At 64.7% G+C, this 21160-nt stretch carries 19 protein-coding genes; 7 read left to right on the forward strand and 12 right to left on the reverse strand.

Annotated features, from left to right (window positions below; all coding sequences use genetic code 11):
* Positions 1-199: 199 nt before the first annotated feature.
* The 12 genes from ACW4E8_RS08700 to ACW4E8_RS08755 all read right to left on the reverse strand — a co-directional run bounded on the left by ACW4E8_RS08700 (position 200) and on the right by ACW4E8_RS08755 (position 11962).
* Positions 200-901, reverse strand: coding sequence for an ABC transporter ATP-binding protein (locus tag ACW4E8_RS08700; RefSeq protein ID WP_456804133.1), 702 nt, complete (start codon positions 899-901; stop codon positions 200-202).
* Positions 901-1668 (reverse strand): high-affinity branched-chain amino acid ABC transporter ATP-binding protein LivG, encoded by a 768-nt coding sequence (gene livG / locus ACW4E8_RS08705; RefSeq protein ID WP_456804134.1) that lies wholly within the window; start codon positions 1666-1668, stop codon positions 901-903. Before livG ends, ACW4E8_RS08700 begins: the two co-directional genes overlap by 1 nt.
* Positions 1665-2945 (reverse strand): high-affinity branched-chain amino acid ABC transporter permease LivM, encoded by a 1281-nt coding sequence (locus tag ACW4E8_RS08710; protein WP_456804135.1) that lies wholly within the window; start codon positions 2943-2945, stop codon positions 1665-1667. Before ACW4E8_RS08710 ends, livG begins: the two co-directional genes overlap by 4 nt.
* A gap of 13 nt (positions 2946-2958) precedes the next feature.
* Positions 2959-3885: a high-affinity branched-chain amino acid ABC transporter permease LivH gene (livH, locus tag ACW4E8_RS08715; protein ID WP_456804136.1), complete on the reverse strand. Its 927-nt coding sequence runs from the start codon at positions 3883-3885 to the stop codon at positions 2959-2961.
* Positions 3886-4139: 254 nt separating this feature from the next.
* Positions 4140-5255: a branched-chain amino acid ABC transporter substrate-binding protein gene (locus tag ACW4E8_RS08720; RefSeq protein ID WP_456804137.1), complete on the reverse strand. Its 1116-nt coding sequence runs from the start codon at positions 5253-5255 to the stop codon at positions 4140-4142.
* Between the two features lie 525 nt (positions 5256-5780).
* Entirely contained in the window at positions 5781-7082 is a 1302-nt protein-coding gene (gene gltA, locus ACW4E8_RS08725; RefSeq protein WP_456804138.1) for a citrate synthase, read from the reverse strand.
* A gap of 43 nt (positions 7083-7125) precedes the next feature.
* Positions 7126-7413, reverse strand: a complete 288-nt coding sequence (locus ACW4E8_RS08730) for an FAD assembly factor SdhE (RefSeq protein WP_013957423.1) — start codon at positions 7411-7413, stop codon at positions 7126-7128.
* 82 nt (positions 7414-7495) lie between these two features.
* The gene (locus ACW4E8_RS08735; RefSeq protein WP_010814619.1) at positions 7496-8197 is read right to left on the reverse strand and encodes a succinate dehydrogenase iron-sulfur subunit; all 702 of its coding nucleotides are present in this window, start codon (positions 8195-8197) and stop codon (positions 7496-7498) included.
* A 34-nt stretch (positions 8198-8231) separates the two neighbouring features.
* Positions 8232-10010: a succinate dehydrogenase flavoprotein subunit gene (sdhA, locus tag ACW4E8_RS08740; RefSeq protein WP_115216756.1), complete on the reverse strand. Its 1779-nt coding sequence runs from the start codon at positions 10008-10010 to the stop codon at positions 8232-8234.
* Positions 10011-10013: 3 nt separating this feature from the next.
* On the reverse strand, positions 10014-10379 hold the full coding sequence (sdhD, locus tag ACW4E8_RS08745; protein WP_456804139.1) for a succinate dehydrogenase, hydrophobic membrane anchor protein: 366 nt from the start codon (positions 10377-10379) through the stop codon (positions 10014-10016).
* A gap of 11 nt (positions 10380-10390) precedes the next feature.
* Entirely contained in the window at positions 10391-10801 is a 411-nt protein-coding gene (sdhC, locus tag ACW4E8_RS08750; protein ID WP_456804140.1) for a succinate dehydrogenase, cytochrome b556 subunit, read from the reverse strand.
* Between the two features lie 279 nt (positions 10802-11080).
* On the reverse strand, positions 11081-11962 hold the full coding sequence (locus tag ACW4E8_RS08755) for a GntR family transcriptional regulator (RefSeq protein ID WP_456804141.1): 882 nt from the start codon (positions 11960-11962) through the stop codon (positions 11081-11083).
* 422 nt (positions 11963-12384) lie between these two features.
* Between ACW4E8_RS08755 and ACW4E8_RS08760 the strand changes: the two genes are divergently transcribed.
* The 7 genes from ACW4E8_RS08760 (at position 12385) to ACW4E8_RS08790 (ending at position 21145) form a co-directional block, all read left to right on the forward strand.
* Positions 12385-13368, forward strand: a complete 984-nt coding sequence (locus ACW4E8_RS08760; RefSeq protein ID WP_456804142.1) for a malate dehydrogenase — start codon at positions 12385-12387, stop codon at positions 13366-13368.
* Between the two features lie 132 nt (positions 13369-13500).
* Positions 13501-14481 carry an HpcH/HpaI aldolase/citrate lyase family protein gene (locus tag ACW4E8_RS08765; protein ID WP_456804143.1) on the forward strand — a complete coding sequence of 327 codons (981 nt, stop codon included), beginning with the start codon at positions 13501-13503 and terminating at the stop codon, positions 14479-14481.
* Between the two features lie 45 nt (positions 14482-14526).
* Positions 14527-15723, forward strand: a complete 1197-nt coding sequence (prpC, locus tag ACW4E8_RS08770) for a bifunctional 2-methylcitrate synthase/citrate synthase (protein WP_456804144.1) — start codon at positions 14527-14529, stop codon at positions 15721-15723.
* Positions 15724-15888: 165 nt separating this feature from the next.
* Positions 15889-16446: a hypothetical protein gene (locus ACW4E8_RS08775; protein WP_456804145.1), complete on the forward strand. Its 558-nt coding sequence runs from the start codon at positions 15889-15891 to the stop codon at positions 16444-16446.
* Positions 16447-16725: 279 nt separating this feature from the next.
* Entirely contained in the window at positions 16726-19443 is a 2718-nt protein-coding gene (gene acnA, locus ACW4E8_RS08780) for an aconitate hydratase AcnA (RefSeq protein ID WP_456804146.1), read from the forward strand.
* A 238-nt stretch (positions 19444-19681) separates the two neighbouring features.
* Complete coding sequence (locus ACW4E8_RS08785; protein ID WP_010813538.1) at positions 19682-19837, forward strand: hypothetical protein; 156 nt, start codon at positions 19682-19684, stop codon at positions 19835-19837.
* Between the two features lie 105 nt (positions 19838-19942).
* Positions 19943-21145 (forward strand): DUF2863 family protein, encoded by a 1203-nt coding sequence (locus tag ACW4E8_RS08790; protein WP_026201513.1) that lies wholly within the window; start codon positions 19943-19945, stop codon positions 21143-21145.
* The last annotated feature ends 15 nt before the right edge of the window (positions 21146-21160 follow it).

Genomic DNA, 21160 nt, shown 5'->3' on the forward strand with positions numbered 1-21160 from the left:
CGAGCGTTATTTCAAGCGTTGCCGCAATGCTTGACTTGGCAATCGATTATGCCACAGGGGGTGCGGCACTCAGCCCCCTGCCCGGCCCGGGCGGCGGCTGCAATGTAATGTGATTGGCGAAAGGGGGATTTCGCGGATGGCGAAAAGGAAAAGGCCGCCGCCCCGCCTGGGGGGCGGCCGAGGCGGCGGCCTCTCAGGATCAGCCGCCCAGGTAGGCGGCCTTGATCCGGTCGTTGGCCAGCAGGTTGGCGCCGGTATCGGCCAGCACCACCTTGCCGGTTTCGAGCACATAGCCGCGGTCCGCGACCTGCAGCGCCTTGTTGGCGTTCTGCTCGACCAGGAACACAGTGACGCCTTCGTCACGAATGGTGCGGATGATGTCGAAGATCTGCGCGATGATCAGCGGCGCCAGCCCAAGCGTGGGCTCGTCCAGCAGCAGCAGGCGCGGCCGGCTCATCAGCGCGCGGCCGATCGCCAGCATCTGCTGCTCGCCGCCCGACATGGTGCCGGCGCGCTGGCTGGCGCGCTGGTTCAGGCGCGGGAACAGCTTGAAGACGTGCTCGATGCCCGCCTCGATCTCGTCGCGCTTGGCGAAGAACGCGCCCATCTGCAGGTTCTCCAGCACCGTCAGGCTCGGGAACACGCGCCGGCCCTCGGGCGAGATCGCCATGCCCAGGCGCATGATCTCGTGCGTGGACCGGTTGGTGATGTCCTGCCCTTCGAACGTCACGCGCCCGCTGGACGCGCGCGGCGCGCCGCACACGGTCATCATCAGCGTCGTCTTGCCGGCGCCGTTGCTGCCGATCAGGGTGACGATCTCCCCCTTGTTGACTTCGATCGATACGCCCGACAGCGCCTCGACGGCGCCATAGTGGGTATGGACCTGTTCCAGCTTCAGCATCAGTCCTCTCCCAGGTAGGCCTTGATCACGCGCGGGTCGTTGCGCACTTCCTCGGGCTTGGCCGTAACGATCGGCTTGCCGTGCTCCATCACCAGGATGCGGTCGGACACGCCCATCACCAGGCTCATGTCGTGCTCGATCAGCAGCACGGCAATGCCGAACTCGCGCCGCAGCTGGTCGATCAGCTGCTGCAGCTCGATCTTCTCCTGCGGGTTCAGGCCGGCCGCCGGCTCGTCCAGCATCAAGAGGCGCGGCTTGGTGATCATGCAGCGTGCGATCTCCAGCCGGCGCTGGTGGCCGTACGACAGCGTGCCCGCCTCGCGGTTGGCCACCTTGGTCAGCCCCATGCGTTCGAGCCAGACCGCGGCGCGCTCCAGCGCCTCGCGCTCGGCGCGGCGGTAGCCCGGCGTGGCAAAGAGGCCGCGCAGGATGCCCGCCTGCACCTGGCGGTGCTGCGCCACCAGCAGGTTTTCCACCACCGTCAGTGACTTGAACAGGCGGATGTTCTGGAAGGTCCGCACCAGGCCCTTGCGCGCCACCTGGTGGCTGGGCAGGCCGGCGATAGCGTGGCCGTCCAGCGTGACCTCGCCTGCGGTGGGCTTGTAGAAGCCCCCCACGCAGTTGAACACCGTGGTCTTGCCGGCGCCGTTGGGGCCGATGATGGCGAAGACCTCGTCGCTGCGCACATTGAAATCAATACCGTCCACGGCCAGCAAGCCGCCGAAGCGCATCTGCAGGCCGGAGACTTTCAGCAAATCCGCGCTCATTTCGGCAACTCCACGTGGGGACGGCTCGCGGGCAGCAGGCCCTGCGGACGCCACATCATCATCAGCACCATCACCAGGCCGAAGATCAGCATGCGATATTCGGCAAAGCCACGCGCCACCTCGGGCAGCACCGTCAGCAGGATCGCCGCCAGGATCACGCCCAGCTGCGAGCCCATGCCGCCCAGCACCACCACGGCGAGGATCAGCGCCGACTCGATAAAGGTGAACGATTCCGGATTGACCAGCCCCTGGCGCGCCGCGAAGAACGCGCCGCCGATGCCGGCGAACGATGCGCCCAGCGTGAACGCCGACAGCTTGATGCGGGTCGGGTTCATGCCCAGCGAACGGCACGCGATCTCGTCGTCGCGCAGCGCTTCCCAGGCGCGGCCCATCGGCATGCGGATCAGGCGGCTGGTGACGAACAGCGTGAAGCCCACCAGCAGCAGCGCCAGCAGGTACAGGAAGATCACCATGTGCTGGCCGCTGTAGTCCCAGCCCAGCAGCTCATGAAAGGTTTTGGCGCCCTCCACGCTCGCGCTGCGCGCCATCTCGATGCCGAACACGGTCGGCTTCGGGATACCGGACACGCCATCCGGGCCGCCGGTCAGGCTGGTCAGGTTATTGGCCAGCAGGCGGATGATTTCGCCGAAGCCAAGCGTCACGATGGCCAGGTAGTCGCCGCGCAGGCGCAGCACCGGGAAACCCAGCAGGAAGCCGAAGGTGGCCGACATCGCCGCGGCGATCGGCAGGCATTCCCAGAAGCTCAGCCCGAAATACTGGTTGAGCAGCGCGTAGGTGTAGCCGCCGATGGCATAGAAGCCGACATAGCCCAGGTCGAGCAGGCCGGCATAGCCCACCACGATATTCAGGCCCAGGCCCAGGATCACGTAGATCAGCGCCAGCGTGGCCACGTCGACCGCGCCGCGCGAGCCGAAGAACGGCCACACCAGCCCGATCGCCAGCAGCACCCACACCGCCACGCGCTGCTGCCGCGCGCCCAGCTGCGGCACCGCCGGCAGGCGCACCGCGCTGCGGGCGCGCACCAGCAGCGGCTTGAACAGCTGGAACAGGAAGACCGCCGCCACGGCGATCCACACCGGCCGCCAGTGCGGCTCCAGCACGACCTTGTAGCCTTCGAGCTTGAGCTGCAGGCCCAGGATGGGGATGGTAAGGATGGCCGTCATCACGGCCGCCGTGATCGCGTTCTTCAGCGACTGCCCCGGCCCAACGCCGCGCGCGGCTTGTCCGGCAGGCATCGCGGAAATCTTGTTAGTCATGTCTCGTCCTCCCTCAGACCTTTTCGACATCAGGCTTGCCCAGCAGCCCGGTCGGACGGAACAGCAGCACCAGCACCAGCAGGCTGAACGCAACCACGTCCTTGTACTCGGCCGGCATGTAGCCCGTGGCGAAGGTCTCCGCCAGGCCCAGCAGCACGCCGCCGAGCATCGCGCCCGGGATGCTGCCGATGCCGCCCAGCACCGCCGCGGTAAAGGCCTTGATGCCGGCGATAAAGCCGATAAAGGGATTGAGCTTGCCGATGCTCAGCCCGATCAGCACGCCGCCCACCGCCGCCAGCATCGCACCCAGCACGAAAGTGAAGGAAATCACCTTGTTGGTGTCGATGCCCAGCAGGTTGGCCATGCGCATGTCTTCGGCGCAGGCGCGGCAGGCACGGCCCATGCGCGAACGGCCGATAAACAGCGTCAGCGCGATCATCAGCACCAGCGTCACGCCGACGATCAGCAGGCGCGAGTACGGCACTGTCACGGTGAAGTCGCTGCCCATCTGGAACTCGATGGCGCCCGAGATCAGCACCGGCACGGACACGTCGCGCGCGCCCTGCCCGATCTGGACATAGTTCTGCAGGAAGATCGACATGCCGATGGCTGAGATCAGCGGCACCAGCCGCGGTCCGCCCCGCAAGGGCCGGTATGCCACCCGTTCGACCGCATAGCCGTACACCCCGGTGACCAGCACCGAGACCAGCAAGGCGGCGCCCAGCACCAGCGGCAGGGGGTAGCCTGCCTGGGCGCCGATCGCGGTGAGCGTGACCAGGCCGACATAGGCACCGATCATGTAAATCTCGCCGTGCGCGAAATTGATCATGCCGATGATGCCGTAGACCATTGTGTAGCCGATGGCGATCAGCGCATAGATCGCACCCAGCGTCAGGCCATTGACCAGCTGCTGGGTGAACTGTGGAAGGAATTCATTCATTGGGGAAGCCTCGAAGGCGCCAGAACTGGCCTCGGCAGAGATGCGCCAAAACCATTCGAACTTGCCAAAGCAAGGTGTTCTCCCTCTCCCCTCATGGGGAGAGGGTTGGGGTGAGGGGTGGTTTGGCGAGGAGCCACATCAAGCGGGGCCAACGGTTCTAACCCACAGCCGTCAGCTATTGACCCGCCCGCCCTCACCCCCTGCCCCTCTCCCGCAAGCGGGAGAGGGGAGCACCCCTTCGGGACGCGAATGCCTTAGTTGGCGGCGGTCTTGCTGGCGTCCTTGTGCCAGGTGTAGACCACGAACTTGAAGGACTTCAGGTCGCCCTTGTCGTCGTACTCGACCTTTCCGATCGGGGTGGTAAAGGCGTTCTTGTGCATGTACGCCGCAACCTTGGTCGGGTCGGTGCTCTTGGCGCCGGCAATGGCGTCGCCGATGATCTTGACGGCGGCATAGGCCGGCATCTGGAACGGACCGTTGGCGTCACGCTTCTTGTCGGCAAAGGCCTTCACCAGCGCGGCGTTGGCCGGGTCGGCCGAGAAGTCGGCCGGCAGCGTCACCAGCATGCCTTCCGAGGACGGGCCGGCAATTGCCGTCACGTCCTTGTTGCCCACGCCCTCGGGACCCATGAAGGTGGCCTTCACGCCCTGCTCGCGCGCCTGGCGCAGCAGCAGGCCCATTTCCGGGTGGTAGCCGCCGAAGTAGACGAAGTCCACGCCCTGCGACTTGAGCTTGGTGATGACGGCGGAGTAGTCCGAATCGCCGGCGTTGATGCCTTCGAACACGGCCACCGGGATCTTGGCGGCTTCCAGGTCCTTCTTCACCGAGCTGGCGATGCCCTGGCCGTACGACTGCTTGTCGTGCAGCACCGCAACCTTCTTCGGCTTGACCTTGCTGATGATGTACTGGGCAGCGGCCGGGCCCTGCTGGTCGTCGCGGCCGATGGTGCGGAAGATGAACTTGCGCTTCTTGGTCTCGGTCAGCTGCGGCGCGGTGGCCGACGGCGTCACCATCACGATGCCTTCGTTCTCGTAGATGTCCGAAGCCGGGATGGTCGAACCCGAGCAGACGTGGCCGATCACGTACTTGATGTTCTGGCTGACGATCTTGTTGGCCACCGCCACGGCCTGCTTCGGCTCGCAGGCGTCGTCCATCATCACCACTTCGAACTTGTTGCCGCCGGCGCCGCCGGCTGCGTTGATCTGTTCGATGGCGGTCAGCGCACCGGCCTTGACCATGTCGCCATACTGCGCCACCGAGCCACTCATCGGGCCGGCAATGGCGATCTTCACGGTTTCGGCGTTGGCAGCGACGCCAAAGGTGGCCAGCATGGTGGCCAGCGAGATGGACGTAAGACGGGACAGCGTCATCAGGAGCTCCTCGATTTATGTTTGGGTCAACCGGGCAGAAGCGGTGTGACCTGCGCAATCGAACAACACCCGCGGACTACGAATAAAGACGCCCGAGACGCGGAAGACGGGCCTGCAAGGGAGAGACAGCGTATGCGGGGCCCGGCATGTGTCAGTCCCGCTGGGGTATCGGGACCAAGGTTCGGAAAGACAACGTTTGATGCGTTCTCTATTGCGCAAGCGATTCGCCTGCCCCGCTTGCCGCACCGCATGCCGGAAGGGTGGCCCGGCTGCCGTCGGCAAAGCAGCCCGCATTATAGGGTCAAATTTCCTGCCGGAGGCGAAAATCGCACAACAAATGCGGAACTGAATTGACAGACTGAGACACAATTCTCCGCAAATTGCCGTTCTCACCACTTATCCGGCAATTTCCTGCTCCCTGCCCTGCTGCGACGCACAAGGCTCTCCGGCCCAGAAACACAAACGCCCCGGCGGGCCGGGGCGTTTGTGATTGCTGCATCGCGCAGCCGGATGAAAAGCCAGCGATCAGCGCTTGGCAACGTCCGGCACGTCGCGGGTGGCAGCGCCGTTGAACAGCTGGCGCGGACGACCGATCTTGTATTCCGGATCGGTAATCATCTCTTCCCACTGCGAGATCCAGCCCGGGGTACGGGCCAGCGCGAAGATGCAGGTGAACAGCGAGGTCGGGATACCCAGCGCGCGCTGGACGATGCCCGAGTAGAAGTCGACGTTCGGGTACAGCTTGCGGCTGACGAAGTACTCGTCTTCCAGGGCGATCTTTTCCAGTTCCATGGCCAGCTTGAACAGCGGGTCGTTGTGCAGGCCCAGCTCTTCCAGCACTTCATGGCAGGTTTCGCGCATCAGCTTGGCGCGCGGATCGTAGTTCTTGTACACGCGGTGGCCAAAGCCCATCAGGCGCACGCCCGAGTTCTTGTCCTTGACCTGCTTGATGAACTCGTTGATGTTGTCGACGCTGCCGATTTCTTCCAGCATCTTCAGCGCGGCTTCGTTGGCGCCGCCGTGGGCCGGGCCCCACAGGCAGGCCACGCCGGCGGCGATGGCTGCGAACGGGTTGGTGCCCGACGAACCGGCCAGGCGCACGGTCGAGGTCGATGCGTTCTGCTCGTGGTCGGCATGCAGGATGAAGATGCGGTCCAGCGCGCGCTCCAGCACCGGGTTCACGGTGTACGGGGCGCACGGCGTGCCGAACATCATGCGCATGAGGTTGCCCGAGTAGGACAGGTCGTTCTGCGGGTAGATGTACGGCTGGCCGATGTTGTACTTGTACGCCATGGCGACCAGGGTCGGCATCTTGGCGATCAGGCGGATGGCCGAGATCTCGCGCTGGTGCGGATCATCGATGTCCATGGCGTCGTGGTAGAACGCGCTCATGGCACCCACCAGGCCGGTCAGCACGGCCATCGGGTGAGCATCGCGGCGGAAACCGCGCAGGAAGAATTGCAGCTGCTCGTGAACCATGGTGTGGTTCATCACCGAGCCGGTGAACTCTTCCTTCTGCTTGGCGTTGGGCAGCTCGCCCTTCAGCAGCAGGTAGCAGACTTCGAGGTGGTTGCACTTCTGCGCCAGCTGCTCGATCGGGTAGCCGCGGTACAGCAGCTCGCCCTTGTCGCCGTCGATATAGGTGATCTTGGAATTGCACGAAGCCGTCGACATGAAACCGGGGTCGTAAGTGAACTTACCGGTCTGTCCGTACAGCTTGCGAATGTCGATTACATCCGGGCCAACGGTACCCGTGTAAATCGGCAGCTCAACGCTGGGGGAACCATCGGAGAACGATAGCGTGGCTTTCACATCGGACGGCGTCATGTCGGATCCTTCAAATGCTGTGAATAATAATGTTGACCAAAACTCAGACCGTACGCAGCAGGGTGATCACTCGCTGCATCGGGGGCGTGTCGAGCTCACCGTCCAGTTCCTTGCGCGCAAGGAGCAGGTCCATCAACTCGTTGTCGCTGAGTTCGAACAGCACGCTCAGCGAAGCCACGTCCTCGTCGGACAGGCTCTCCTCGTAACGGTTGAAAAAACGTTCGACGATGATGTCGTTCTCCAGGAGGCCGCGGCGGGCGCGCCAGCGCAGGCGGGCGCGCTTGTGCGGATCGGCCTGATGGGAGAAGGTGGTGGCAGGACTCTCAGTCATGGCTTCCTACTTCCGGCACGCCAACCCGATATAGCCGCTCGGGCTGACGTGCCGCTTACAACTACTGCAGACAGCCGCAGGATCAGACCGCGCGGCGGACCATCAGCTCCTTGATCTTGCCGATGGCCTTGGTCGGGTTCAGACCCTTCGGGCACACATCGACGCAGTTCATGATGCTGTGGCAACGGAACAGGCGGTACGGATCGTTCAGGTTGTCCAGACGCTCGTTGGTGGCCTGGTCGCGGCTGTCCGCGATAAAGCGGTAAGCCTGCAGCAGGCCGGCGGGGCCGACGAACTTGTCCGGGTTCCACCAGAACGACGGGCACGACGTCGAGCAGCTGGCGCAGAGAATGCACTCATACAGGCCGTCCAGCTCGTCACGCTCTTCCGGCGACTGCAGGCGCTCTTTCTCGGGCGGCGGCTCGTCGTTGATCAGGAACGGCTTGATCGAGTTGTACTGCTTGAAGAAGTTCGTCATGTCGACGATCAGGTCGCGCACCACCGGCAGGCCGGGCAGCGGACGCAGCACGATGCGGTCCGGCAGCTCGCGCATGTTGGTCAGGCACGCCAGGCCGTTCTTGCCGTTGATGTTCATCGCGTCCGAGCCGCACACGCCTTCACGGCACGAACGGCGGAACGAGATGGTCTCGTCCAGCTTCTTCAGCTTGACCAGCGCGTCCAGCAGCATGCGCTCGTGACCGTCCAGCTCGACCTCGTAGGTCTGCATGCGCGGTGCCGCATCCTTGTCCGGATCGTAGCGGTAGACTTCGAAAATACGCTTCATTTCTGTGGGTCCTGTTGTCTCTACGATGCGGTGCTCAGAAGGTACGGGCCTTCGGCGGCACGCTTTCCACCGTCAGCGGTTCCATCTTCACCGGCTTGTAGTCGAGGCGGTTGCCTTCGCTGTAGAACAGCGTGTGCTTGAGCCAGTTCTGGTCGTCGCGATTCGGGAAGTCGCTGTGCGCGTGGGCACCGCGCGATTCCTTGCGGGCGGCCGCCGAGATCATGGTGGCCTTGGCCACTTCCACCAGGTTGGCCACTTCCAGGGCTTCCACCAGCGCGGTGTTGAAGACCTTGGACTTGTCCTTCAGGTGGATGTCGTTGGCGCGCTCGGATACTTCCAGGATGCGCTCGACGCCTTCGTCCATCAGCTTCTGCGTACGGAACACGCCGGCATGCGACTGCATGTTCTTGCGGATGTCGTTGGCGACGTCCTGGGTGTATTCACCCGAGGTCGTACCTTGCAGCTTGGCCAGGCGCGACAGCGCGAGGTCGGCGGCATCGGCCGGCAGCGGCTTGTGTTCCTTCTGCTTCAGGTTCTGCGCGATGATGTGGTTGCCGGCGGCACGGCCGAACACCACCAGGTCGAGCAGCGAGTTGGTGCCCAGGCGGTTGGCGCCATGCACCGACACGCACGAGCATTCGCCGATCGCGTAGAAGCCGTTGAGCACTTCGTTCGGGTTGCCGTTCTTCGGCACCACGACCTGGCCGTGGAAGTTGGTCGGGATACCACCCATCTGGTAGTGGATGGTCGGGACCACCGGGATCGGTTCCTTGATCGCGTCGACGTTGGCGAACTTCATGCCGATTTCACGGATCGACGGCAGGCGCTTCATGATGGTCTCGGCACCGACGTGGGTCAGGTCGAGCAGCACGTAGTCGCCGTTCGGACCGCAGCCGCGGCCTTCCTTGATTTCCTGGTCCATCGAGCGCGAGACAAAGTCACGCGGCGCCAGGTCCTTCAGCGTCGGGGCATAGCGCTCCATGAAGCGCTCGCCGTCCTTGTTGCGCAGTATACCGCCTTCGCCGCGCACGCCTTCGGTGATCAGCACGCCCGCGCCGGCCACGCCGGTCGGGTGGAACTGCCAGAATTCCATGTCTTCCAGCGGCACGCCTGCGCGCGCTGCCATGCCCAGGCCGTCGCCGGTGTTGATGAAGGCGTTGGTAGAAGCGGCGTAGATACGGCCGGCACCGCCGGTCGCGAACAGCGTGGTCTTGGCCTCGAGGATGTAGACCTCGCCGGTTTCCATTTCCAGCGCGGTCACGCCCAGCACGTCGCCGTCCTGGTCGCGGATCAGGTCCAGCGCCATCCACTCGACGAAGAAGTGGGTCTTGGCGCGCACATTGCGCTGGTACAGCGTGTGCAGTAGTGCGTGGCCGGTACGGTCGGCCGCGGCGCAGGCGCGCTGCACGGGCTTTTCACCGTAGTTGGCGGTGTGGCCGCCGAACGGACGCTGGTAGATGGTGCCGTCGGGGTTGCGGTCGAACGGCATGCCGAAGTGTTCGAGCTCGTACACGACCTTCGGGGCTTCACGGCACATGAACTCGATCGCGTCCTGGTCACCCAGCCAGTCCGAGCCCTTGATGGTGTCGTAGAAGTGGTAGTGCCAGTTGTCTTCGCTCATGTTCCCCAGCGAAGCGCCGATGCCGCCCTGTGCCGCCACCGTGTGCGAGCGCGTCGGGAACACCTTGGACAGCACGGCCACGTTCAGGCCGGCTTCCGCGAGCTGGAGGGATGCGCGCATCCCGGCGCCGCCAGCACCGACGATGACCACGTCGAAACGGCGACGCGGCAATCCAGTCTTGACTGCGACCATTTATTACACCCTCCAGAGAATCTGAGCAGCGTAGCCCGCACAACCGACGAGCCACAGAATCGTAAGAACTTGCAGCACGAGGCGCACGGCCATCGGACGCACATAGTCCATCCAGATGTCGCGCACGCCGATCCAGGCGTGATACAGCAGCGACAGGATGGTCAGGAACGTGATGATCTTCATCCACTGGTTGGAGAAGAGCCCTGCCCACGCTTCATACGAAGCGCCGTTCGACAGCAGGAAGGCAATGGCCAGGACCACGGTGAAGACCACCATGATCACGGCCGTGACGCGCTGCGCCAGCCAGTCTTTCAGGCCATAGTGCGCACCGACGACAAGACGCTTGGGACCGATATTGTTATGTGCCACCTTGATTCTCCTCAGAACAGGCCGTACAGCTTCAGGCCGAAAATCAGGGTAAGCAGCAGGCTCACAACCAGCACGCCGATGGCAGACTTGGCCGAGGCCGGCTTGGAAACGCCGACGTGCACATCCAGCAGCAGGAAACGGATACCCGCGCAGAAGTGATGCAGATAACCCCAGATCAGGACCAGCAGAACCAGCTTGACGAAGCCGCCGGACAGAAGCGCCGAGAACTTTGCGAAGCTCAGTTCCGAAGTGATGCTCTGCTCAAACAGATACAGGACGAAGGGAAGGAGGAGGAACATCAACGCACCGCTCGCGCGATGCAGGATGGATACCTTGCCGGCCCAGGGCAACCGATAGCGCGCAATCTGCGCGATACCGATATTCCGGTACTCCGGCCTGGCTTGTTTGACGGCTTCAGCCATGCGAGACCCCATTTGCGGTAAACAAAAAACGAAACTGCCATTGCCCTGCATGCAACGGGATGCATGGGCAAATCCATGAGATTTTAGCGCCTTTGTTGCGCGCTGCACCAATAATTTTCAGCTATCAGGCACCAACACGTGCCGCCCGACAATCGCACACTAATCACATCCGGCGGGCAATCAAGCACAACATTCACCCGCGCTGCGCAACAGCCCGCACCGTCATGACGATAGCCATAATAATCAACGCCAGCGGGCGCATCATGCCATGCGCGGGAGTCAACTCAGGTCGTTCTGGTAATAGTGCCGCGTAGTCACGTACAGGCCGCGGCGCACTTCGACGGGGCGGTCGCCATAGGTGTACGACACCCGCTCGACTGACAGCAGCGGCGAGCCTACCGGGACAGACAGCAGCTCGGCCGCGGTTTCATCGGCGGGCACGGCGCGGATCTTCTCCGAGGCGCGGATCATGCGCGTGCCGAACTCGGCCTCGAACAATGCATACATGGGGCCCTTCCACTCGGTCAGCTTTTCAGCGGTGAGGCCCTTGAAGTTGGCGCCGAGCAGCCAGATTTCATCCAGCACGGTCGACTCGCCCGAGAAATTCAGCACGCGGCGGATCTGCACCACGCTGTCGCCGGTGCGGATATCGAGCAGCCGGGCAATTTCGGCGGGAGCGCGCAGGCGCTTGCATTCCAGCACGCGGCTGGCGCCATAATGGGGTTCGCCTTCGTCGGGGACGAGGCGCAGGAAGCGGAACTTGACCACGTCTTCATGGTGCGTGGTCACGAAGGTGCCCTTGCCCTGCCGGCGCGCCACCAGGTTCTCGGCGGCGAGTTCGTCGATGGCCTTGCGCACCGTGCCCTGGCTGACCTTGTAGCGGGAGGCCAGCTCCATTTCGCTGGGGATCATCTCGCCGGGCTTCCATTCGCCGGATTGCAGGCTGCGCGTGATCAGCGCCTTGATCTGCTGGTAGAGCGGGCTGAAGGTAGGAGACGGCACGGACTGCAGACCAGAGGCGGGGCCAGATTGCGGTGCCGCCTGCGGCACAGGCGCGGGCGGCGAAGAAGGCGGCTGCGTCCCGGCGCCAGGCGTGGCGGCGCCAGATTCCGGCGCGCCGGGTGCGGCTGCGCCGGTCAGGGACGTAGGCAGGGAGGACATAGCGGGATTTCACCACAAAAGGGCAAGATACGTCCAGCCTTACGTTAATTGTCTTATGTCTTATATAAGACATATGAATTGACATCACAGGAGGCCCGGCCTACACTCGCGCTGGTCCACGCCCGCGATGGCCCTCCCAGGCCCGCCAGCAGCAGCCAGGATACCGGAATGTATCGACCCGGCAGCGCTCCGGTCTGGAAATGGCGCCACGCTTCGCAGTAGACTAACGCTTTGTTGCATCACCATGACCCGTTGTGGCTCTCCCTCACCGGTTTCGCCCCGTGGCCCCGCCACCTGGTTCCGGCGGACGGCCGCTCCCCGCTGTGGCGACAACCAGCACCCGGTGACCCGCCGCGCCCCTTGTTACGGCAACGGCATGCCACCGACCGGCTTCCCCCCTTCTATCGTTTGGAGATTTACTCATGGCTAAAGCCCCAATGCGCGTCGCAGTGACCGGCGCCGCTGGCCAGATCGGCTACTCCCTGCTGTTCCGCATCGCCAATGGCGACATGCTGGGCAAAGACCAGCCGGTCATCCTCCAACTGCTCGACCTCCCGCAAGCCCAGCAAGCCGTCAAGGGCGTGGTGATGGAACTGGAAGACTGCGCGTTCCCGCTGCTGGCCGGCGTGGTCATCACCGATGACCCCAAGGTTGCCTTCAAGGATGCCGACGTGGCCCTGCTGGTGGGCGCCCGTCCGCGCAGCAAGGGCATGGAGCGCAAGGACCTGCTCGAAGCCAACGCCCAGATCTTCACGGTGCAGGGCAAGGCACTGGACGAAGTCGCCAGCCGCAACGTCAAGGTGCTGGTGGTCGGCAACCCGGCCAACACCAACGCCTACATCGCCATGAAGTCGGCCCCGAGCCTGCCGCGCGAAAATTTCACCGCGATGCTGCGCCTGGACCACAACCGTGCCCTGTCGCAAATCGCCGCCAAGAGCGGCAAGCCGGTGTCGTCGATCGAGAAGCTGTTCGTGTGGGGCAACCACAGCCCGACCATGTACGCCGACTACCGCTATGCCACCGTCGACGGCAAGAGCGTCAAGGACCTGATCAACGACCCGGTGTGGAACAACGACGTGTTCCTGCCGACCGTCGGCAAGCGCGGCGCCGCCATCATCGAAGCGCGTGGCCTGTCGTCGGCCGCCTCCGCTGCCAACGCCGCCATCGACCACGTGCGCGACTGGGTGCTGGGCACCAACGGCAAGGTCGTCACCATGGGCATCCCGTCGAACGGTGAATACGGCATCCCGGCCGACACCATGTTCGGCTACCCGGTGACCACCGCCAACGGCAAGTACGAGATCGTCAAGGGCCTGGAGATCGACGCCTACAGCCAGGAAAAGATCAATATCACCCTGAACGAACTGGAAGAAGAAAAGGCCGGCGTGCAGCACCTGCTGGGCTGATCCTCCGATCGCTCGAGGAAAGACCGGGGTTCCGCAACGATTCACGAATCAGCGCGGACCCCGGTTTTTTCATATCCAGGGGCTACGATGGCCCCCACTCTCCCCCGTCAACCCAAACCGATCCGAATCAACGTGCATCCTTCCGAGGTCTTGTTCCAGGGCGAAGCCATCCCGGTCCAGTTGCCGGTGTGTGACCATTACGCGGGCAGCGAAAAGCTGATGCGCAAATCGCTTGCCCTGCAACAAGAGCTTGGCCCCGTCTTCGACGTCACCTTCGACTGCGAGGACGGCGCCGCCGTCGGCCATGAGCGCGAGCATGCCGAGCTGTGCGCGCAGCTGGCCAACAGCCCGCTCAATGCCCACAACCGCGTCGGCGTGCGCATCCATGACCCGGCCCACCCGAGCTGGCGCGAGGACGTCGACGTGCTGGTGCGCGCCGCCGGCGCGCGCCTGGCCTATGTGGTGGTGCCCAAGGTCACCGACGTGGTCGAGGTCGCGCGCGTGACGGATCACGTCAACCAGGTGGCGCGCAATGCCGGCATCGCCCGGCATATCCCGATCCATGTGCTGGTCGAGACCCACGCCGCGCTGGAACAGGCCTTCGATATTGCCGCGCTGGTGCAGGTGGAATGCCTGAGCTTCGGCCTGATGGACTTTGTCTCGGCCCACCATGGCGCCATCCCGGGCGAAGCCATGCGCTCGCCGCAGCAGTTCGAACACCCGCTGATCCGCCGCGCCATGCTGGAGATCTCCGCCGCCTGCCACCGCCACGGCAAGGTGCCGTCGCACAACGTCAGCACCGACGTGCAGGCGCCGCAGCGCGCCGGCGACGATGCGCTGCGCGCGCGCAGCGAGTTCGGCTACCTGCGCAAGTGGAGCATCCATCCGGGCCAGATCGCACCGATCGTGGCGGCGTTCCGCCCGGCAGCGGAAGAAATCGGCGCGGCCAGCCAGATCCTGCTGGCGGCGCACGAGAACAACTGGGCGCCGATCCGCCACGACGGCCAGTTGCACGACCGCGCCAGCTACCGCTACTACTGGTCGCTGCTGCAGCGCGCGCAGGCCACCGGCACGCCGCTGCCGGCCAATGTGGAAGCGCTGTTCTTCGCCTGAAGCCCCATACCAAAAACAAACAGGGCAGCGCCCAAGGAGACACGGATGTCCGCCTCGAAGTTCGCCGCACCCGCCGCCGCACCCAACGCCACGGCCAGCGAGCCGGCCGCACCCCGGGTCAAGAAATCCGTCGCCCTGTCGGGCGTGACCGCCGGCAATACCGCGCTGTGCACCGTCGGCCGCACCGGCAACGACCTGCACTACCGCGGCTACGACATCCTCGACATCGCCGAGACCTGCGAGTTCGAGGAGATCGCCCACCTGCTGGTGCACGGCAAGCTGCCGACCAAATCCGAACTGGCTGCCTACAAGGCCAAGCTCAAGAGCCTGCGCGGCCTGCCCGCCAATGTGAAGGCCGCGCTCGAATGGGTGCCCGCCAGCGCCCACCCGATGGACGTGATGCGCACCGGCGTGTCGGTGCTGGGCACCGTGCTGCCGGAGAAGGAAGACCACAACACCCCGGGCGCGCGCGATATCGCCGACCGCCTGATGGCCAGCCTGGGCTCGATGCTGCTGTACTGGTACCACTACAGCCACAACGGCAAGCGTATCGAGGTGGAAACCGACGATGACTCAATCGGCGGCCACTTCCTGCACCTGCTGCACGGCGAGAAGCCGTCGGCGCTGTGGGAGCGCGCCATGAACACCTCGCTCAACCTGTACGCCGAGCACGAATTCAACGCCTCGACCTTCGCCGCCCGCGTGATCGCCGGCACGGGCTCGGACATGTTCTCGTCGATCAGCGGCGCCATCGGCGCGCTGCGCGGCCCCAAGCACGGCGGCGCCAATGAAGTCGCGTTCGAGATCCAGAAGCGCTACGACAACCCGGACGAGGCCCAGGCCGACATCACCCGCCGCGTCGAGAACAAGGAAGTCGTGATCGGCTTCGGCCACCCGGTGTACACCACCGGCGATCCGCGCAACCAGGTGATCAAGGAAGTGGCGAAGAAGCTGTCGAAGGACGCCGGCTCGATGAAGATGTTCGACATCGCCGAGCGCCTGGAAACGGTGATGTGGGACATCAAGAAGATGTTCCCGAACCTGGACTGGTTCAGCGCAGTGAGCTACCACATGATGGGCGTGCCGACGGCGATGTTCACGCCGCTGTTTGTGATCGCGCGTACCTCGGGCTGGGCCGCGCACATTATCGAGCAGCGCATCGACAACAAGATCATCCGCCCGAGCGCCAACTACACCGGCCCGGAAAACCTGAAGTTCGTGCCGATTGGCAAGCGCAAGTGAAGCCGGGCCAACTAGCCCCCTTCGATAATGTAACCAAAGACCAGAGCACTACGCCGCCTTGGGCAAATCGTAGAGAATAGCGGCGGAAATTGTCCCGGCGCCGCCCATTTTGAAGGCGGCGAATGAAACATAAATCGATTTCAGTACCCGAAAGGCACTCACAAAATGAAACATCTTGTCCTTGCCGCCTGCATCGGCGCATTCAGCCTGACCACCGCCACCGCCGTGATGGCACAGGAACCTGCCAAGAAGACCACCACCAAGAAGGCTTCGACCAAGAAGAAGGCAGCTGCCGGGACCGCCGCGGCGGCCGGCGCTGCTGCCGCGGCCACGCCGAACGGCGAAAAATGGCAGTGTGAACTGGGCAACAACCTGTATATCGCCGGCGACATGCTGCGCGACGAGGTCCTGACCGTGCACTGGCAAGGCCGGGACTACAAGCTGCCGCGCCAGGCCACGGTGACCGGCGCCGACCGCTACTACGACGCCCGCACCGGCCTGGACCTGGTGGTGATCCCTGGCAAGGCCATGCTGTTCAACAAGAACCTGGGCCAGCGCCTGGCCGACGACTGCCAGAGCGCCGCCATGCAGGCCGGCGCCGCAGCCCCGACCCAGGCCGGCGGCCTGCGCGCCCCGGCCACCACCCCGCTGCTGGTCACGCCCCCGGGCGGCCCGACGCAGGTGCCGGAAGGCGCCCAGCAATCCGCCGCGCCCAAGCAGTAAGTCCGTACCGGGGCGCTGGCGGCCGCTGAATTCCGGCCGCCAGCGCCCTTTTTTGCCTTGCCGGGAGGTCAATCCCGGGCGGGCATGCTGTCAAGCCGGCGTCGTTGTGGCCGGCGGGATGCCGAGCCGGGTGGCGCCAAAGCCGCGCGGCGGTTAGAGTATGCAGTTGCAGTGCGCTGCCGGCCTCGGACCGCGGTCAAATGCCGCGGCAGCGCACCGGGGTCTTGATTCAGGTCCGAGCCAAATGCCATCGCATCATCCTTCGATCGGAGTACGGCAATGCCCCACAACCTCAAGAACACGCTAAAAAAATTCAAGATCGGCTCTTCCGGCAAGGGCCAGTATTACTCCCTGCCCCAGTTGGGCGAGGAGCTGGACGTGGCAATCGGGCGCCTGCCGGTGTCGATCCGCGTGGTGCTGGAATCGGTGCTGCGCAACTGCGACGGCAAGAAGGTCACCGAAGAGCACGTCAGGCAACTGGCCAACTGGAAGCCGAACGCCGAGCGCGTCGACGAGATTCCCTTCGTGGTGGCCCGCGTGGTCTTGCAGGACTTTACCGGCGTGCCGCTGCTGGCCGACCTGGCCGCGATGCGCAACGTCGCCGAGAAGATGGGCAAGAACCCCAAGAAGATCGAGCCGCTGGTGCCGGTGGACCTGGTGGTCGACCACTCGGTGCAGGTCGACCATTTCCGCGAAAAGAAGGCGCTGGACCTGAACATGCAGCTGGAATTCCAGCGCAACAACGAGCGCTACCAGTTCATGAAGTGGGGCATGCAGGCGTTCGATACCTTTGGCGTGGTGCAGCCGGGCTTCGGCATCGTCCACCAGGTCAACCTGGAATACCTGGCCCGTGGCGTGCACAAGAAAGACGGCATCTACTACCCGGACACCCTGGTCGGCACTGACTCCCACACCACCATGATCAACGGCATCGGCGTGGTGGGCTGGGGCGTCGGCGGCATCGAGGCCGAGGCCGGCATGCTGGGCCAGCCGGTCTATTTCCTGACGCCGGACGTGGTTGGCGTGGAGCTGAAGGGCCGCCTGCGCGAAGGCGTCACCGCCACCGACCTGGTGCTGACCATCACCGAGATGCTGCGCAAGGAAAAGGTCGTCGGCAAGTTCGTCGAGTTCTTCGGCGAAGGCACCGCCAGCCTGCCCCTGCCCGACCGCGCCACCATCGGCAACATGGCGCCGGAATACGGCGCCACCATGGGCTTCTTCCCGGTGGACGAGAAGACCATCGACTACTTCAAGGGCACCGGCCGCACCGAAGAGGAAATCGCCGCGTTCGAGGGCTATTTCCGCGCACAGAAGATGTTCGGCATTCCCAAGGCCGGCGAGATCGACTACAGCAAGGTGGTGACGCTGGACCTGGGCGCGGTGGCGCCGTCGCTGGCGGGCCCGAAGCGCCCGCAGGACCGCATCGAGATCGGCAACGTCAAGAGCACCTTCGCCTCGCTGTTCAGCAAGCCGGTGGCCGAGAACGGCTTCAACAAGGATGCGGCCGACCTGGACCGCGCCTACACCACCACCGACGGCCTCGAGGTGAAGAACGGCGACGTGCTGATCGCCGCGATCACGTCTTGCACCAACACCTCCAACCCGAGCGTGCTGCTGGGCGCCGGCCTGCTGGCCAAGAAGGCGGTTGAAGCCGGCCTGACGGTGGCGCCGCACATCAAGACCTCGCTGGCCCCGGGCAGCCGCGTGGTGACGGAATACCTGACGGCCGCCGGCCTGCTGCCCTACCTGGAAAAGCTGGGCTTCGGCGTGACCGCCTATGGCTGCACCACCTGCATCGGCAACGCCGGCGACCTGACGCCCGAACTGAACGAGGCCATCACCAAGAACGACCTCGTGGCCGCTGCCGTGCTGTCGGGCAACCGCAATTTCGAGGCCCGCATCCACCCGAACATCCGCGCCAACTTCCTGGCCTCGCCGCCGCTGGTGGTGGCCTACGCCATCGCCGGCAATGTCACGCGCGACCTGATGACCGAGCCCGTGGGCAAGGGCAAGAAGGGCCGCGACATCTACCTGGGCGATATCTGGCCGACCTCGGAAGAAATCCACGCACTGATGAAGTACGCAATGGATGCCAAGACCTTCAAGGGCAACTACGAACAGGTCAAGAAGCCGAGCAAGCTGTGGGCCGGCATCAAGGGCACCAAGGGCCAAGTGTACGACTGGCCCAAGTCGACGTACATCGCCGAGCCGCCCTTCTTCCAGGACTTCAGCATGCAGCCCGCCGCCACCAGCGCCAGCGTGCGCGGCGCGCGTGCGCTGGGCATCTTCGGGGATTCGGTGACGACCGACCACATCTCGCCGGCCGGTTCGATCAAGGACACCTCGCCCGCGGGCAAGTACCTGCTGTCGCACGGCGTGCTGAAGGCCGACTTCAACAGCTACGGTTCACGCCGCGGCAACCATGAAGTCATGATGCGCGGCACCTTCGCCAACGTGCGCATCAAGAACCTGATGATCCCGCTCAAGGCCGACGGCTCACGCGTGGAAGGCGGCATCACGCTGCACCAGCCCACCGGCGACGAAATGTCGATCTACGACGCGGCCATGAAGTACGTAGCCGAGGGCACGCCCACGGTGGTGTTCGGCGGCGAAGAGTACGGCACCGGCTCGTCGCGCGACTGGGCCGCCAAGGGCACGCAGCTGCTGGGCGTGAAGGCCGTGGTGGCACGCAGCTTCGAGCGCATCCACCGCTCCAACCTGGTCGGCATGGGCGTGCTGCCGCTGCAATTCAAGGGCAACGACAGTGCGCAGACGCTGGGCATCACCGGCAACGAGACCTTCGATATTGAAGGGACGGGTCTGGACACCCCGGGCGACCTGAAGCCGCAGCAGGACCTGGTGCTGGTGATCCACCGCGCCAACGGCGAGGTGCAGCGCGTGCCGGTGCTGCTGCGCATCGATACGCCGATCGAGGTCGACTACTACAACCACGGCGGCATCCTGCCGTTCGTGCTGCGCCAGCTGCTGGCCGCCTGAGATCCACCTTAGGCGCCTGCAGCCTGCCAAGGCTGACGCCGCCTGCCTGGCCCCCGTTATGGGGCCCAGGCAGGCGGCGTTTTTCATTGGTGTCCTGCGCCCCTTGCATCACCCGGAACGAAGTCCGGCGCGTGTAAGTTCCACGCAAGCCAGTGCTGCCACACTGTGTTCCACAAGAACAGCGGTCGCACGACCGGAAGCCGGGTCCGCCCGGCATCATCCAGAATCAGGAGACACCATGGTTAAGATCCTTATCGCATTCGTCGTGGTTGCCGGCGCGGCCCTCTACCTGCTGACCAAGGGCGGCAGTGACGTTTCCATGTCCGGCGAGTCGCACAGCGTTGAGAGCCACGCGCCCGCAGCCCCTGCCGCGTCCGCTCCGGCCCAGAAATAAGCCACACGCCCGGGCGCGTCCGCACAGGCTGCACGCATATAGCGGCCTGCGTGTCAACGCAACGAGTAGAATACCGTTTTACGCATAAACGGACGGTTTCTTTCTATGGCAGGTTTTCGCCCCAAGGCTTCCCCACGACTCTCCCCTGACGCCGAGCGTCTGGTGGCCGATGCGCTCGCCCTCGACGCGTCGGGCAGCCGCATGGAGGACGCGTACTGGGAACGGCGGCTCTCGCAGCGCCTGGGCCGCCTGCTGAAGAACGGGAGCCAGACCGCGCTCGACGCGGCGCTGGAACACTTGTTCAAGCACAATGCAGACGCCTCCGACGTGCTGGCCGAGCAGGCCGAGACGCTCGCCGAATCCGCCACCATCGAGGTCGACGGCCAGCGCTATGACGCGCTGCTGATCGCCGCCCCGATCCTGGCGCACACGCGCTACGCCATTCCCTCCGGCGCGCTCAAGCCGGAGCTGGCGCAGACGCTGGCGGTGCACCTGCAGGCACATGTGCTGGCCACCGGCACCAAGGTCTCGCTGTCGCCCTACCTCTACAGCATCGACCAGCTGCCGCGCACGCACAGCGACACCTTTGCACTGACGCACAAGCTGGCCGCGGCCGCCCTGGCCGGCACGGTACCCAAGGTCGACCTGCGCGACCTGCCCGAGACCGCGCCGATCCTGGCCGATCCGCGCTACCTGCTGGCCGTGGTTGTGGCCCCGCACGAGCAGGCGCTGTTCCGCTGGCAGGAAGACGCCAAGGAGCACCACGCCGAGCGCTCGACCTGCCTCGACCAATGGCGCACCCAGGTGCAGCCGTCGGTGGCGCTGCTGCTGCCGGGCTGCGAGTTCGAACTGCTGCTGCCCGACGCCTTCTTCCTGTCCTGCCGCGAGTCCGACAAGAGCATCCGCCCGCTGACCGTGCGCGCCGCGGTCAACTACCTGTGCGGCACGCTTGACATCTCCGCCGGCCAGCTGGCCGCCGTGGTGGCTGCCTTCGGCGAGGAAGTGGTCGAGGAATACCGCGTGGGCTTCACCATGCGCGGCGAGAAGGATGTGATCTACGGCATTGTGTGGCCGGTCTACGGCCGCGAAGCCGGCGAGGTCGATGCCGACGAAAAGGGCAACCCGCTCGAGCAGATCTGCGAGGAACTGCGCAACGCCGGCGTGGAAGACATCTTCCGCCACGCCGCGCTGTTCGATCCGGAATACTGCGAGGACTGCGGCACGCCGCTGTACGCGGATCGCAACGGCGAGATCGTGCATGCCGAACTGCCCGAGGACGCGCCGACGCAGCAGCCGCTGTTCCACTGACGCGCCCGGCTGCGC

Source organism: Cupriavidus sp. CP313 (genome assembly GCF_054072015.1).

Bases quoted from the DNA above. Each gene is read 5' to 3' on its own strand.
- ACW4E8_RS08700 (WP_456804133.1), bottom strand. From the start codon at position 901: ATGCTGAAGCTGGAACAGGTCCATACCCACTATGGCGCCGTCGAGGCG.
- livH (WP_456804136.1), bottom strand. From the start codon at position 3,885: ATGAATGAATTCCTTCCACAGTTCACCCAGCAGCTGGTCAATGGCCTG.
- ACW4E8_RS08790 (WP_026201513.1), top strand. From the start codon at position 19,943: ATGGCAGGTTTTCGCCCCAAGGCTTCCCCACGACTCTCCCCTGACGCC.
- ACW4E8_RS08760 (WP_456804142.1), top strand. From the start codon at position 12,385: ATGGCTAAAGCCCCAATGCGCGTCGCAGTGACCGGCGCCGCTGGCCAG.
- prpC (WP_456804144.1), top strand. From the start codon at position 14,527: ATGTCCGCCTCGAAGTTCGCCGCACCCGCCGCCGCACCCAACGCCACG.
- ACW4E8_RS08720 (WP_456804137.1), bottom strand. From the start codon at position 5,255: ATGACGCTGTCCCGTCTTACGTCCATCTCGCTGGCCACCATGCTGGCC.
- acnA (WP_456804146.1), top strand. From the start codon at position 16,726: ATGCCCCACAACCTCAAGAACACGCTAAAAAAATTCAAGATCGGCTCT.
- ACW4E8_RS08710 (WP_456804135.1), bottom strand. From the start codon at position 2,945: ATGACTAACAAGATTTCCGCGATGCCTGCCGGACAAGCCGCGCGCGGC.
- sdhA (WP_115216756.1), bottom strand. From the start codon at position 10,010: ATGGTCGCAGTCAAGACTGGATTGCCGCGTCGCCGTTTCGACGTGGTC.
- ACW4E8_RS08785 (WP_010813538.1), top strand. From the start codon at position 19,682: ATGGTTAAGATCCTTATCGCATTCGTCGTGGTTGCCGGCGCGGCCCTC.
- livG (WP_456804134.1), bottom strand. From the start codon at position 1,668: ATGAGCGCGGATTTGCTGAAAGTCTCCGGCCTGCAGATGCGCTTCGGC.
- ACW4E8_RS08730 (WP_013957423.1), bottom strand. From the start codon at position 7,413: ATGACTGAGAGTCCTGCCACCACCTTCTCCCATCAGGCCGATCCGCAC.
- ACW4E8_RS08755 (WP_456804141.1), bottom strand. From the start codon at position 11,962: ATGTCCTCCCTGCCTACGTCCCTGACCGGCGCAGCCGCACCCGGCGCG.
- ACW4E8_RS08775 (WP_456804145.1), top strand. From the start codon at position 15,889: ATGAAACATCTTGTCCTTGCCGCCTGCATCGGCGCATTCAGCCTGACC.
- gltA (WP_456804138.1), bottom strand. From the start codon at position 7,082: ATGACGCCGTCCGATGTGAAAGCCACGCTATCGTTCTCCGATGGTTCC.
- sdhC (WP_456804140.1), bottom strand. From the start codon at position 10,801: ATGGCTGAAGCCGTCAAACAAGCCAGGCCGGAGTACCGGAATATCGGT.
- ACW4E8_RS08735 (WP_010814619.1), bottom strand. From the start codon at position 8,197: ATGAAGCGTATTTTCGAAGTCTACCGCTACGATCCGGACAAGGATGCG.